At 35.5% G+C, this 15171-nt stretch carries 12 protein-coding genes; 8 read left to right on the plus strand and 4 right to left on the minus strand.

Annotated elements, in window-relative coordinates; genetic code table 11:
- Positions 1-422 precede the first annotated feature (422 nt).
- From F6K06_RS11220 to F6K06_RS33900, 3 genes are all read right to left on the minus strand, one after another.
- Entirely contained in the window at positions 423-1640 is a 1218-nt protein-coding gene (locus F6K06_RS11220) for an FAD-dependent oxidoreductase (protein WP_287241010.1), read from the minus strand.
- A gap of 1 nt (position 1641) precedes the next feature.
- Positions 1642-2145, minus strand: coding sequence for a hypothetical protein (locus tag F6K06_RS11225; RefSeq protein WP_124145330.1), 504 nt, complete (start codon positions 2143-2145; stop codon positions 1642-1644).
- Positions 2146-2496: 351 nt separating this feature from the next.
- Positions 2497-2655, minus strand: coding sequence for an ATP-binding protein (locus tag F6K06_RS33900; protein ID WP_205127387.1), 159 nt, complete (start codon positions 2653-2655; stop codon positions 2497-2499).
- A gap of 1408 nt (positions 2656-4063) precedes the next feature.
- Here F6K06_RS33900 and F6K06_RS11230 point away from each other — a divergent pair.
- From F6K06_RS11230 to F6K06_RS11255, 6 genes are all read left to right on the plus strand, one after another.
- The gene (locus F6K06_RS11230) at positions 4064-5095 is read left to right on the plus strand and encodes a chlorophyll a/b binding light-harvesting protein (protein ID WP_124145328.1); all 1032 of its coding nucleotides are present in this window, start codon (positions 4064-4066) and stop codon (positions 5093-5095) included.
- A gap of 1139 nt (positions 5096-6234) precedes the next feature.
- A complete protein-coding gene (locus F6K06_RS11235) occupies positions 6235-6423 on the plus strand; it encodes a hypothetical protein (RefSeq protein ID WP_124145327.1) in 189 nt (62 codons plus the stop codon).
- Between the two features lie 81 nt (positions 6424-6504).
- Complete coding sequence (fldA, locus tag F6K06_RS11240) at positions 6505-7017, plus strand: flavodoxin FldA (protein ID WP_124145326.1); 513 nt, start codon at positions 6505-6507, stop codon at positions 7015-7017.
- Between the two features lie 656 nt (positions 7018-7673).
- On the plus strand, positions 7674-8423 hold the full coding sequence (locus tag F6K06_RS11245) for an alpha/beta fold hydrolase (protein WP_124145325.1): 750 nt from the start codon (positions 7674-7676) through the stop codon (positions 8421-8423).
- 309 nt (positions 8424-8732) lie between these two features.
- The gene (locus tag F6K06_RS11250) at positions 8733-9047 is read left to right on the plus strand and encodes a hypothetical protein (protein ID WP_205127386.1); all 315 of its coding nucleotides are present in this window, start codon (positions 8733-8735) and stop codon (positions 9045-9047) included.
- 477 nt (positions 9048-9524) lie between these two features.
- Positions 9525-10085, plus strand: a complete 561-nt coding sequence (locus F6K06_RS11255; protein WP_124145324.1) for a Crp/Fnr family transcriptional regulator — start codon at positions 9525-9527, stop codon at positions 10083-10085.
- Here the strand turns inward: F6K06_RS11255 and F6K06_RS11260 are convergent.
- A complete protein-coding gene (locus F6K06_RS11260; protein WP_124154552.1) occupies positions 10075-10878 on the minus strand; it encodes a phosphorylase in 804 nt (267 codons plus the stop codon). The genes F6K06_RS11255 and F6K06_RS11260 overlap by 11 nt on opposite strands.
- A gap of 254 nt (positions 10879-11132) precedes the next feature.
- Between F6K06_RS11260 and F6K06_RS11265 the strand changes: the two genes are divergently transcribed.
- Together F6K06_RS11265 and F6K06_RS11270 are read left to right on the plus strand one after the other, a co-directional pair.
- Complete coding sequence (locus F6K06_RS11265; RefSeq protein ID WP_287241015.1) at positions 11133-11927, plus strand: bifunctional 2-polyprenyl-6-hydroxyphenol methylase/3-demethylubiquinol 3-O-methyltransferase UbiG; 795 nt, start codon at positions 11133-11135, stop codon at positions 11925-11927.
- Between the two features lie 1077 nt (positions 11928-13004).
- Positions 13005-13922 carry a M23 family metallopeptidase gene (locus F6K06_RS11270; protein ID WP_124154554.1) on the plus strand — a complete coding sequence of 306 codons (918 nt, stop codon included), beginning with the start codon at positions 13005-13007 and terminating at the stop codon, positions 13920-13922.
- Positions 13923-15171: the final 1249 nt, after the last annotated feature.

The following is a 15171-nucleotide window of genomic DNA, read 5'->3' on the forward strand; positions in this document are numbered from 1 at the left end:
CAACACGATCTAAATCTAAAGATGATATTCACGATACTCCAGAAAAGATGTTAAAAATTAGCTCTCCACATCACATTCAGTTCAATCATTTGATAGGACATAAAAAATAATTAGCATAAAAAAAAGAGGTTTTGCAAATGAAAAATCCTCTATTAAAGCTGTTAATACCAATAGGATTTTAAAATTAGATCCCAACAATACAAATACAGAAGACTATCTTAGTATAGCACTACAAGAACTGGTTAGGGCATTTTTCAATGTTAAAACCCTTTTACATTTTGCTATTCTCTGTTCCCTGTTCCCTATTCCCTATTCCCTATTCCCTAAAGCAAAAGTCTCCAATATCTCACAACTAAAATCATATTGCTATAGTTGCTTGAATATGTTCAAAAGCTGCTACTAAAATAATCTAATCATTAAATTCAACTATTCAAACGCACAGGTGCAATGCCAAATGCAATCAACCGTGGCGGAATATCCCGCAGTATCGGCAACCGCAAAAAAGCAGGAATAGTAAACTGCTGATTTTGATTCAGCGCACGAGCAATAATCCTTTTTTGAGCTAACTCCTGAAACCATTGAATAACTCTAGTTGGAAACTCCCGTTGGCGCTGCACCTCTGCCAAATCCCACAAATGCCAACTCCCACGTTTTAGCGGTTCACTAAGAATATTTGTTGCCGCAACCGCATCTTGAATAGCATAGTTAATCCCGACCCCAGCTACAGGAGACATAACATGAGCAGCATCCCCAATGAACAGTAAACCCGGTAGATACCATTTAGGAAGACGACTCGACTCCACAGATAGAAAAGCAATATTAGACCAATCTTGAAGTAGATGGGAGCGGTCGCTAAATTCTGGAACTAACTCAACCAAAGATTTTCGCAAAAAATCTATACCAGCAGTGCGCAGTTGGGCAAAAGCACCCTTAGAAATCATATAACCTACTTGCCAAAAATCTGAGCGATCGAGCAAAACTACCATCTTGCCATTACCCACACGACCTGATAAACCATTAGGTTCCTCTGACTTGCGTGGCAAACGAAACCACATTACATCCATTGGTGGAGAAGTTTTAATTGGTTCAAAACCTGCTAACTGACGCATTCGGGAGAAACGACCATCTGCACCGACTGTTAATAATGCTCGAACTTCGTGCCAACCTCCATGACCGCGATAACGTATCCCACTCACTACTCGATCCTCTTCAATAATTTCCTGTACGTTTGCACCCATAATTAAATTAAAATTAGGATACTGTTGCGCTTCAGTAGCAATAAATTCTAAAAATTTTGCTTGTGGGAGGATAGTAATATACGGATATGCAGTTTTTAAGCGACTGAAGTCAGTCAGAGTAATGTCACCAGTGGGAGAATTTAACTTGAGTGTGCGAACTTTGGAATGGGGTAACTCTAACAAACGGTCAGCTAAACCTATTTGTGCCATTATTTCCATTACGGAAGGATGAATAGTATCTCCTCGAAAGTCGCGATCGAAGTCTTGATGTAATTCCAGTAGAGTAACTGGGATACCTTGACGCGCTAATAGTAATCCTAATACAACTCCTGCTGGTCCGCCACCAACTATACAACAAGTTGTTTGCTGTACATCAATAATTTCATGGGTATGATTAGTCATTTTATTTAAGTTTTTCTTTCAATTGATTTAACTGTTCTGGTGTTAGTTTAATTTGTACTTCTAATAACTGAGTTGCATCCTGAAATAAGATAATATTTTTTTCGACTAAAACTGCAGGATTATTAATTTCAATTCTTTGATATTTTACCTCTGGCAATGCAACTCTAATTACCAATTGTTGTTGAGATTTAGGAAAAATATATAATTCCTGACTAGTATGATTTAATTCTAACTTTTGCACAGTTGTATTGCTTTCTGTCGGAGAATTAGGTTTCCGCCAATAAAGAGTAATGCCACGAATTTCTGGTGTAGCTATCTCAAATATTTCATCAAATCTTTGAGGTTCCCAATCAAGTTCTGTAATATCGCCACTAGCAGGAATAAGTCGCTGTCGCCAGGTAATTTCTGTGTCAGCTATGGCTGCCCACCATTGACGGATCGTGTCTAGATTATTTGGATTTTCTGGATTATTGCTACCTAATTGCCAAATAGTTTTAAGCTGCATATATAGATGGTTTTAGTTAAGTGAGTATGAATTGATTTTATCATAGTTTTATAGTATAAAATTGAATCAAATTGAAATAATACGACAAAAAAATGACTAATCTTTTTTACCGTTTAATATTAACAAAAACAGGAGGGTGAGCAATCACTTTTTGGGTGCATCTCATATTTGCAAAAATACTTTTTTACTATATATTCCCTGTTCCCTGTTCCCTGTTCCCTGTTCCCTAAAAGCAATATTTTTTTGGCTTTATTCAAAATTGAGGTGCACCCCACTTTTTTCTCTTCCATTCAATCAATCATTTTAAATCAAAGGAAGAGAAATAATCAATTCTGTGCGTTTATCTAATTCTCACTTAAAAGTTATTGTTCCGCCATGTTTTTCTACGATAATTTGCCACGCGATCGCCAGTCCTAACCCTGTTCCTTTGCCCACCCCTTTTATTGTAAATCCCTGCTTGAATATTTTTGAGTGCGCTTTTTCACTAATTCCTTGACGATTATCCGCAATTTATACCACCGCCATATTTTTCTCAGTACTTAACTTAATTTCGTACTAATAGTAATGCGATTATTGTTGACTTCAATGTCAGCGTAAATTTTGCCTTCACTTGCTTCGTCTAATGCGTCAACTGAAATGGTGTTTTAGATGGGGAGATGGGGAGATGGGGAGATGGGGAGATGGGGAGATGGGGAGATGGGGAGATGGGGAGATGGGGAGATGGGGAGATGGGGAGATAAAGACACCTAGAAACAAAAATAAGAGTGCACAGTTTTAGCTGTGTCAGTCTAGTAGAGACCTTCCATGGAACGTCACTACTGTGGTCTATTCAAATGAAAACTGCTGTAAGTTGTGGAGAATGGCAAATAAAAAGAGTCCCTAATTGCTTTCCAGTCAAGCTATGAATATTTTCAGTATGACTGAGGGACTCCGTTGTCCTACCAGAGAGAAGAACACCATAAGCAATGTAATTTATATTATTAAATTAATGACAAGCTTTGTCAATACTTTTAGGTGATTAATTTCAGATTCGTTTTGTATCAACCATTTGTAGCAGCAAAATCAAAGAGTTTTATTTCATGAATTTTAGGGATTCTTAAGATTTAACTTTGGTAAGGCCAAAAAAAAATAATGATCAAAAATATCAAAAAAACTCTTGACAAATCCAGAAATTTATTGAATATTAGTTGCAATAAGTATGTAATATCCTCTGTAACAAGAGGTAAAAGGCCATAACTATCAATCTGGACATCAGAGAAAAAGTATTCAAACTTACTCTAGTCCAGAAGCAAAAAAAATGACCACTGTAATTAGTGGCCAAAGCTATGTATTTTGATTAAGAATATGATATCACAATTAGAACCTTCCACCCATTTCAGCAATACAGAATAGAGCTGAGTCATTACTGAGATGAGCGATCGCATTTCTACATACTGCCATCTGCTCAAATTAGTGACTTGGCCGACACAAAATTAGAATTTATGCTAGGGCAGTCTCCAATTTTATACTGCCATAGTTGTTGACTTTATGAAAGAAAGTTTTACCAAAAATGGTGTAACTTTCTGATAGATTGTCAACCAATTTTATCTGTAAAAAATAGATAATTATTCCCGGTATATATCTGCTTTATCAGTAGTTTAATTTACATATTTAGTAGACAATAATCTATTAATAGCCATCTTAAGCATAACTGCCTAAGCATTATTTAGTTGTAAAATTTATTGAACAAAATTAAATTGATATTTTTTCAAAAGACTCTTCAATAAGTTTTTTTTACAAAAGTAATTAATCATACTGTTTTTCTATAATTATGTGTATAATATATTTTTATATACACAGATATTAACTGATGTATAAAAAATAGTAGTAATTGTTGCCATAACAATTGCTAACCGGACTATAATCCAAGGAAAAAACCATGCAAACTTATGATAATTCAGAGGTTAAATACGATTGGTGGGCTGGTAATGCTCGCTTCGCTAAACTATCTGGTTTATTCATCGCTGCTCACGCAGGTCAAGCAGCTCTAATTACCTTTTGGGCAGGAGCTTTTACTCTATTTGAAATTTCTCGATATTCCCCTAGTTTACCTATGGGAGAACAGGGCTTAATTTTACTGCCACACCTAGCAACTTTAGGTTTAGGTATAGGTAACGGTGGAGAAGTGGTAGATACTTATCCCTATTTTGTTGTTGGTATTGTACATCTAATTTCATCAGCAGTCTTAGGTGCAGGAGCACTTTTTCATACTTTTAAAGTTCCAGAAAACTTAAAAGATGCAACAGGTGGAGCTAAGAAATTTCACTTTGAATGGGATAACCCAAAACAGCTCGGAATAATCTTAGGTCATCACCTACTTTTTTTAGGATTTGGTGCTCTATTATTAGTAGCCAAAGCTATGTATTTTGGTGGGCTTTATGATGCGACAACTCAAACTGTACGTTTAGTAACTAATCCCACTCTCGATCCATTAGTAATATATGGATATCAAACTCATTTTGCCAGTGTTAATAGCTTAGAAGACTTAGTTGGAGGCCACGTTTATGTGGGAATTCTGCTAATTTTAGGTGGCCTTTGGCACATTATCAAAGAGCCACTTCCTTGGGCAAAACGGGTTTTAATCTTCTCTGGCGAAGCAATTCTTTCTTACTCTCTAGGTGGAATAGCTTTAGCAGGATTTGTTGCGGCTTATTTCTGTGCCGTTAATACTTTAGCTTATCCTGTAGAGTTTTATGGCCCAGTTTTGGATATTAAGCTTGGGATTACTCCCTATTTTGCTGATACTTTAGAGTTGCCTTTAGGTGCTCATACTGCTCGTTGTTGGTTAGCTAATGCCCATTTCTTCTTAGCTTTCTTCTTCCTTCAAGGTCATCTCTGGCACGCTCTGCGAGCTATGGGTTTTGACTTTAAGCGTGTTGAAAATGCTTTGAATGGTGTTGCTGAGTCTTAACAACTAACGCCTAAAACTCAGGAGTCAGGATGTTCTTTTACTTAGGTCTGAGGAACTGACTCCTGTCATCAAAGTGTTTCAGGGAAGAGGGAACAGGGAATAGAGGAATGTCCGCGCCATATTTGCGTAGCGCTATAGTTTTATAGTCAGTAGTCTATCTTCAGTAGTCAATAGTCGGTAGTTATGAGCAAACATCATATTTGCTGTTTGAGCGATGAACGCTGCTTTTTTTCCTTGCAAGCTTACTTATTTCCTTCTGAAGTAAGTGCTTTTGAGTTTTCTTGATATCAAGTGGAAAAAATTTTGTTTTTAGACTTGACAAGTTCACTTAGGTTGTGGGTTAATATTAATAGAAATATTTCTCATTAGTTTAACGGAAATCTCCACTAACAATACAAAGGATTAAACATATTGTAAACTAAGACTTTAACCAAAAATATTTTTCGCATTTTATTGAGATATTTTATCATCTTTTCTCAGGTAAATTTTGAGTACAGTAAGCTTTCAGGTATCTAAAATTGCATATTTTTCAAGAGTTATTATGGATAAAATACTTATATGTAAAGGGCGATCGCGATTTTATCCGATAGTAAAATATGCAGCTTGAATAGGCAACAATTCAATAGATATTGCTTTAAATAGAGTAGTTTGTCTTCAAAGCATAGCAGGAAACAGCGGTGCTACCCCTCGTCGGAGCTTCCCGTAGGGTGGGATGACGTTCCGGTTCCGGGACTGTAGGGAACAGTTTCCTCGCCATATCCAATCGACCAAGAGAGGGAACGCCCACTCCTGTGAGAGAACAGTGGGAAAAACATTTCCCCTGATTCAGATCATCATCCGCATAAGTCTTAACCTATCTCTCTATTACTATAAGTTAGTTAGTTGGTTCCCATGAATAAGTGGACTGTATATTTATTTTGTGCTATTTTCAGCCACCAACTTACACGCAAACGACGATACCTTTATTAGTTGTTCTCTGTTCGATAATAATTACTGCTTTGTCAAGTGATTTCAGATAAATAAACAATCAGAATTAATGGTAATTTGAATGATATTTAGCTACTGAAAAGTATGAATTACTAAACTTTACTTAAGCAACTTAATTTCAGAAATCAAATAAATATAGGAAATCAAAACAAATGCAAACTTCACGAAAACTAGCTTCATGGAAAATCAGACAAGTCAACAAAAATGGTCATCAAAAAAACCAGACTAAATATTTAGAAGTAGAAACTAATGGGCAAAATCAAACAATCAATGCCAACAATAATTTGGATCGATTACAAAGTGATTGGTCTGGTTATTGTGATGAATTAGATATTGATTAATTCTAATTCAAGAACTTTAATTGCCAAAAGTTAGTAACATCTAACTACCATTAATATAAATCATTACCAAGGAGGTAAAAAATGTCAAATATTGGTCTTTTTGTCGGTAGTACAACAGGGAAAACTGAATCAGCAGCAGAGATGGTTCAGGAAGAATTTGGTGGAGACGATGTGGTTACTATCCATAATATGGATGAGGTAAATACCGAAGATTTTGATGGTTATCAAAACATTATAATTGCTAGTCCCACCTGGAATATTGGCGAACTACAAAGTGATTGGGAAGGTTTTTTTGATGAACTAGACAATATTGATTTTAATGGTAAAACAGTAGCCTATTTTGGCACCGGCGACCAAATAGGATATGCTGACAACTTTCAAGATGCCATGGGTATTTTAGAAGAAAAAATCTCTAGTTTGGGGGGTACAACAGTTGGATATTGGTCAACAGATGGCTATGAGCATACTGAATCTAAAGCTGTCAAAAACGGTAAATTTGTAGGTTTAGCTCTTGATGAAGATAATCAAGCTGAACTTACAGAAGAACGCGTCAAAAAATGGGTAGCACAACTCAAAATAGATTTTGGAATTTAGTCTGATTTTATTTAGAGGGTAAAAGGAAATTTACTAAACTGTATTGATTTATATAAATCTATCTAACTCTCTGAATAGATCAATGCTTTCTTCCTTCTAGAAAGCTAGGAACATCTGATTTTATTTAGAGGGTAACAGGAGATTTACTAAACTGTATTGATTTATATAAATCTATCTAACTCTCTGAATAGATCAATGCTTTCTTCCTTCTAGAAAGCTAGGAAAAAAAGAGAACTAAACAAACTCGATCAATACAAAATTCAGAAGTCACGCCCGTCATAATTTCTGAATTTAATTCTGTACAATCCGCAGATTTCGGGAGTAATTTTGAGAGCCAAGTTCAATCATAAATTTGCTGGTATTTTATTAACTAGTAGGAAATTAATACCCACCACTAATTAATATGAAATGTGAAAAAGAATGCTATAGAAAATATTCTCAATTCTTGCTTTTAAGAGAGAGATATGTAGCAAGATTTTACTATTTAATTTAATTATTTATCTTGATTTTTCCTCCTAACTACTGACACCAGATTTAATCTATGAAACTCTCAACACCTACTCCTGAAATTACCTTCTTGCTTCTGCACAATTATTTTGTACTTAAAGATACTATTTACTAATTATTATCTTGATAACTTAGGAGAATGAAAAGCAATGTCTAAGATTCCAGACGTATTGTGGTTAAAGACCAGTCCTAGTCTACAAGTTTTTGACCGACGATTGATTAATTACCTATCAAGAAAAGTATTAATTGCTGAATGGGATTATTTTCAAACTGCTGATGAACCTTGTACTCTAGACGTAGCTGTAACATTACTCCATGATTATCTCAAATCTTTGAATAAACCTATTCATCTTATTGGTCATAGTACAAGTGGATTAGTAGGATTAATGTATGCTCGTAAATATCCAGAAAGAGTGAAGTCTTTAACTTTATTATCTGTCGGCGTTCATCCTACAGTTGATTGGCAAGCACATTATTATGTACATCGCCATCTTTTACCTTGTAGTCGCCAAACAATTTTGATTAATATGGTGCAAAGTTTATTTGGCGAACAAGATAAAAGAAATACTCAAAATTTAATCAGGATATTAGAGAGAGATTTAGATTTATCTCCATCACCTCACTCATTGTTAAAACGCCAAAGTATGGTTCCTAGAGGAGTTCCTGTACCTTTAATGGTATGTGGTGGCAATGACGATCCGATTATCGATCCTAATTTAATTGGAGGATGGCAACCATTTTTAAAACCCGGAGACCGGATTTGGGAATGTCCTGAAGGTGGTTATTTTTTCCATCATTTTTATCCTCTAAATGTAGCACAAGCACTGCTAGAATTTTGGCAGAATAATGCACTGGTTTTATCGGATATAACTCAGGAAGTAATAGCGAGTAAAATTTGATATTCGTAAAGTAACTAGGCAGAAAATTATTATTGCTAATTATTGGCTTATTTTTCAGAAAAATAAGTGTTTTATTTCTTTTGAAAAAACCGTAAGTAAATAGTTAGCAATCTCTTAAAATTTTCCTAGTTATAGCGTTTCTCAGGTTAGCGAGGTACAGTTATCTTTTTTCTTTGTATTTCCCTGTTGCCTGTTGCCTGTTGCCTAAAACCCAGAATTGTGTACCTCACAAGTATGATAATTACTATATACGACTAAATATAATTAGTAATTTTTCCCAAATTATTAATTCAGAATAGAGTTAAAACTATGATTAATTTGATTCCAGAATATCTACTTCAAGAGCTAGGTCGTATCATTTTTATGATGGGTCTTCTATCATTAATTACTATAGGTTTGCGGAATTTTTGTTTGACCTTTCAGCAAGGAATAAGTTATGTTAGACGACTGCATCAAATTCCTTGTAGTCGCTGTATATTTTTTACAGGAGATTATCGTTTGAAATGTACCGTACATCCTTATAATGCTCTTACCGAAACAGCTCTAAATTGTAGTGATTATGAACCAAATAATTATCTAGCAAAACCAATCTTACAACAATGTAAATCTAATTCACAATATTAGTCAGCATTCAGCTATCATATCATGTCCGGTAGCATCGGTATTGTATAGCTAAGGTAAGGAAGAGGGTAGAGGGAAGAAGGAAGAGGGAAGAGGAAGGAAGACTTAAGTTAAGAGCAAGAAAAAACTTAAATTTCCTATATATATTCATATATTCATGCTTGGGTTTACACAAACTATACAAACGGACATGATATCAGTTATTAGTTATTAACTTAATTATCTTAGAAGGAGAATTCAAAATTATGTTTACTAAGACATTTTTCAATCCTGTTTCCTGACGGATTCCGCAGGAAAAAACCTTTTACAGCTAGCTATTCCCTGCTCCCTATTCCCTAGTGCTACGCGCTATAAAATGAAGTAATTTTGCGATTAATGTATAACCTGATTTTATATTACTCTTTGTTTTGAGAAATTTAACAGCAAATTTTGCTTAGTCAAATCCGGGAATTTTCAGCACAAATAAATAGGAGAATAATTATGAGCTTAAATTCAGTAATTACTAAACCTCAAAAACTGAAGCAGCATCAATTTAAACGTCGCCAATTAATACCATTAACAGATATATTATTATGGCGAATAGATGCTGGGGTGGTTCGCACTCTTACCAAAAATGAAGAAGAAAATACGATCACTTTAGGATTTTGGGGTACAGGAGACATCGTTGGTCAACCTCTATTTCCATCTTATCCTTATCAAGTTGAATGTTTAACTATTGTAGAAGCAAGTATCTTACCAAGGGGTTATTTCTATACTCAAGAAGTAATGCTTTCTCACATTCAAAAAACTCAAGAGTTACTAAGAATTATTCATTCTAGAAAAATTAAATTACGACTGTTGAGATTATTAAAATGGTTGACCGATAGATTTGGTAATCAACTGCCAGAGGGAAAAATATTGGATATGAGGTTAACTCATCAAGAATTAGCTGAAATTATTGGTACAAGTCGCGTTACTATAACACGACTACTAAATCAGTTTGAAAAAGAACAGAAAATAGGATGGTCCCAGAATAATTGCCTAATTATTTTTAATCACTAAAAAGACAACTTGTAACCTCCTGCAATACTTTTAATCCTTGAATACTACCTCGAATAAGTTGGAAAGCAGGCAGTGGTTGGCGAAACATAGTGTTTGCCAATGCTAAAGGTTGCAAACTTCCAGATGATGTCAGAGCAGAAGAGATATTGGGAAGGTCATGGTAACAGTCATCGCTGACCACTCTCACCATCGCTACGGAGACAGGTAAATGAGCAAAGAAATTTAGAATTGCAAAACCTTCCATATCTACCACTTCTGCATCAGTATTTTTTCCCAATAGTTGTTTTTCCGCTGCTTTGTAGATGAAGCGATCGCTAGTTAAACCCGTTACTAAAGAAGCTTTTCCTTTTAAATGTGTTTGCAACTTAGCTGTTAAAACACTATCGCACTTTTGCCGGAGTAACTGAGAATAATCTTTTGATTTTGGGTTTAATACCCTGCCGTCTACATGGTGTTTACACTTGATTGGAGTTTGAGTCCCCATCCACTTCTTCCTTCTTCCCTCTTCCTTCTTCCTTCTTCCTTCTTCAATATATTCAACACACTCATTATAAATAACCACATCTCCAGGTTGATATTGACTAGATAAACTACCACACAATCCCATAACCAATATTGTAGAGGGTTGATGGGAGGAAAAATCTTGTCTTTTTTGCCAGTTATTCAAATAACGAGTAACAGATGCAGCACCTATGGGCAAAGACAATAATTTAGGCTGAGATAACTCAGGGGTAAGGCCGCGCTTCACAGATTTTAGTTCTGGCCCTTGGACAACCAAAATTGTATCAATCATTTTACAGCAGTTTTCGAGTCTCGGAGGTACAAAGTTTTATTCCTTTAGGGAACAGGGAACAGGGAACAGGGAACAGGGAACAGGAAATATAAGAATAGCCTTACAACTGTACCTCACGCTTCCTCAAAAGTGCTGTAATTATAAATACAAATGTTAAATAATTCTAAATTTTTGAACATCTTAAATTGCATACCCTCTTATGTTGTTGGAAATATAAGTAATTAGCCAACAATAGAAGGGGGATATTTTTATAGATGTCAAGGTCTACAGACTATATTTTTAGCAATACTCAAAATCTCAAAGAATTAGAAAGACTGCAGGCGATCGAACAAATTTTTGACCCAAAAACTCGTGAACGAATTTTAACAACTGGAATCACAGAAAAATGGCAATGTCTGGAAGTAGGAGCAGGAGCAGGAGCGATCGCTAAATGGCTCGCAACAGTTATTGGAGATAGTGGAAAGGTTGTTGCCGTTGACCTAGATACTCGTTTTTTAGCAAAAATTCAATCATCTAATATTGAAGTTTTAGAAGCAGACTTTTGCCGTCTTGCACTGGAAAGTCAATCTTTTGACTTAATTCATGCACGTTGTCTTCTCATCCATATTCGAGACTTTCAACTTGCCTTATCAAAAATGGTAGATTTGCTCAAACCTGGTGGATGGTTAGTCATTGAAGAACCAGATTTTTCTGCAGCTAAAGCTATTGCGGGAGATAGTCAAATGTGTCAGTCAGTAGACCAAGTCAATCTTGCTATTGAGAAAATGTTTGCAGATAGAGGAACAGATTATGCTTTAGGAGCGAAGTTACCAGAGATATTGCAAAAGTATGATTGGCAAAAGTTATCCGTAGAAAATGATGCTCCTGTTTCTCCAGGGCGATCGGGAATAGCCAAAATGATGAAAATGTCTGCAATGCAGCTTACAGAAAAATATATTGCAACTGGTAAAGCAAGCTACTCTGACGTTGACAACTATTGTTTGTTTGCAGAAGACCCTAATACGCAAGCAATTTATCACGCAACAGTAGGAGTTATTGCACAAAAATAAAAATTGGCGTTGCTGAAGCACGTGTATGGTATTAATTTTAATTCTTTAGGAGTCAGGAGTCAGGAGTCAGTCCTCAGGAAGGAAGAAAGAATAAGAAACCCCGAGTAAAAGGAGAAAGTTTTTTGCTCGCCCTCTTATCCGGACAAGATATCATACCTCAAATCAGCAACGCCTAAAAATTTTATAGCAGGGAACAGGGAACACCAGATATGGGAACAGCAGTGCGACCGTGAGCGCACGACAGATGTAATATCAAATCCGGTAGCATCGGTGTAATTAGATAGTTAATCTAGGAGAACCTCCTCAGGAAGACCTCCTCAGGAGGGAAGAGAATGCGCGAAACATTTACTCTTGGATGAAGATGAAAATTTTTTTTATACCGAACCCGAGCGGATTTGATATAAATTAGCAAAACCCTATGAGAATGCTGATTCCTGTGAGGGAACAGCGGAAAAAACTTTTTCCTGTATTTGATTCACGATCGCAATAAATCCTAAATAACTCAATATTTGCTATAGAACCTATTAGACCTCTGCGGAAAAGAGGGAGCTAGGGAGCAGGGGGAAAGAATTGATGATTTTTGCGCGATCATTGATTGAATTTTTGGGCGTTGGTAATTTGAGGTATGATACCATGTCCGGATAAGAGGGCGATAGAACTCCGTTACCTTTACGCGACCAAAAAACTTTCTCCTTCTACTCAGGGTTTCTTCTTCTTTCTTCCCTCCTGAGGACTGAGTTCTGACTTCCCCTCCTGGGAGGTGCACGCGGGTGGGTTGACTCCTAAAGAATTAAGATTAATATCATACACGCGCTTTACCAACGCCGATTTTTGATGATCACCAGATGTCTATTTGGGATCTATGCTGTTGCGTATTGCCTATGTTTACTACTCCCCCACTCCCCTACTCAATAGCCAAGTTGAAAAGTTTTTGAGAAATGATATTACTCATCATCTCACTCTAGCTCTAGAAAATTTCAACGTTTCTTCCTCAGACAAAAATTGTCTAGGGGAAAAAATCTCTAATCAAAGGCTAATATCAAACTGGTAACTATTTTTTTCCAATTTGTACTGCTTATGACTTCTCAATCCTACCTTTACCTTTTTACTACATTATTGTGGTTTATTAATCCACTTTTATTAATGCAGGCAAATGCTCAATCTCAACCTATGAAAATTCCTGCTCCTTCCATTTCAGAAGAAGCAAAAGAAGTTTGTCCCCCACCAGCTTTATCTCGCCTCCAACGTCATACAATTACCACTGGAGAAACCATTGAAACTATTGCTCAAAAATACAACCTCATTCCTCCTACCCTGTTAGCATTTAATCGAGTACTACAGAAAAGTCCGCCAACCGTAGGTACTGAGATAATTATTCCTCCCTATAATGGTATCGCTGTGAAAGTACCTACTGGCACAACTTGGAAAAATGTTGCAGAAAATTATAATATCCGTGCTGACGCATTATATGAAGTTAATGGTTGTCCACAAACACCAGAACAACAGACACCAGAAGTGGTTTTTTTACCAGGAGTAAATTGGTCTCCAGGGCGAAAAACACCCCCACAAATTTCTTCATTAAAAGGTTATCCTTTACCTTTTGAAACTAGGGTTATTTTAGGTTATGGTTGGTTACTACATCCGATTAAAAATCAAGTAGTTTTTCATAGTGGTTTAGACTTAATTGCTAATAGTGGTACATCAGTTTTTTCTGTAGGAGAAGGGATAGTGGCATTTGCTGGCAAACAAGGTAATTATGGCAATTTAGTAGTAATTAACCACGCTGCTGGCAAGCAAACTCGTTATGCCCATTTAGATTCTATTAATGTTAAAACTGGTCAAAAAATAGCACAGGCAGAACTTTTAGGTACAGTTGGTCAGACAGGAAAACCTGATTTTGAGGAAGCTCATCTTCATTTTGAAATTAGATATAATTCTCCTTTTGGTTGGGTTGCTGAAAATCCTAATTCTTATATTGAAGTTATTTTTAAGTAGCTGAAAATAACTACTAATAAAGTGTAATTACTGATAAGTATACACCACTTAAATATTGACTCAATATATCTCTATTTTGCTTCTGTGTGTTATTAATAAATTTCTCTCCAGTAAATACCAATTTTTCCTGTTGGGATGACAACAAAAGCAAACTATGTCATAATTAATCTTAGGGGTCTTTTTGGTTTTTATAGGAAATGGTTAATAAGTTTCCTAGAAAAAATGAAGATATAATTGATTCCCAAACAATAAAAAACACACGAACTAGAATAAAAATTAGGAGTATAGATGATGATAAGCGTACCACTTTACTTAATGATGTTATGTTTCCTAGCTACTATTATCTGGGAAAAAGTAAAATATAATTCTGAAGCAGATTCTCAAAGCTAAATTCAGAACTCAGAAAATTTTTTCTCCTCCAATGGTTATGTACAAAATGATTTAAACTCCCTAAATTTACCGATCGAATTTGGTTATTTATGGAATATATAGCAGAAGTCAAGAAAGAAGAAAGCTTTACTTATCTAGGAGAGAAGGAATAAGGTTGAGTATTGATATTCCATTGTTTTAAATATTCCATAAGTCAAGAGTAATCATAGCAGTTACTATATATTCTTCCCCTATCTCTCAAGATTACTGCTATCTATAACTTTTATATAAGCAGGTTTTTTACGAAAGTTATCGGAAATATAAATTCACTTTTTTTGTTATATCTAAGTGGCATTATATCAATAGTCCTGATCTGAAGTTAATGAATATTAATACTCAATCCCCACCAGTAAAAGACCTTGAAAAAAAACACAAAATTTTACCTTGGTAAGAAACTTTTAGGATATTTTTTTCAAAGTTAATCACAGCTAGATTTAAGAAGTAATATCATGTGCGTTGGTATTGTTTGTATAAAAACTTGGGAAATATCTACTTTTTCTTTTTTTCAAATCTTCTTCCTTCTCTCCCAGATAACTAAAGTCTTCTTTCTTCCCTGAACTTTATAATACTGATCCTGCCGGACTTGATATCAGATATTTGCGAGCAAAATTCTCACACTGTTTACCCAGCAAATTTAATTAAACTAGACACAGTAATACTATCGAACATATTAGACATCTGGTAAAAATCCAAAATCAAAGCAATTCTTATCTATAAATTGTCAATTATTTATCCCTGTTACCTCTCTTTGTCCGCTACCAGGTGCATCTGCCGCCGACCCGGGGTCGCACCACTGTTCCCTGTTCCCTCTTTTCTGGAA

The organism is Okeania sp. SIO1H4 (assembly GCF_010672695.1).
Lineage (GTDB): Bacteria > Cyanobacteriota > Cyanobacteriia > Cyanobacteriales > Microcoleaceae > Okeania > Okeania hirsuta.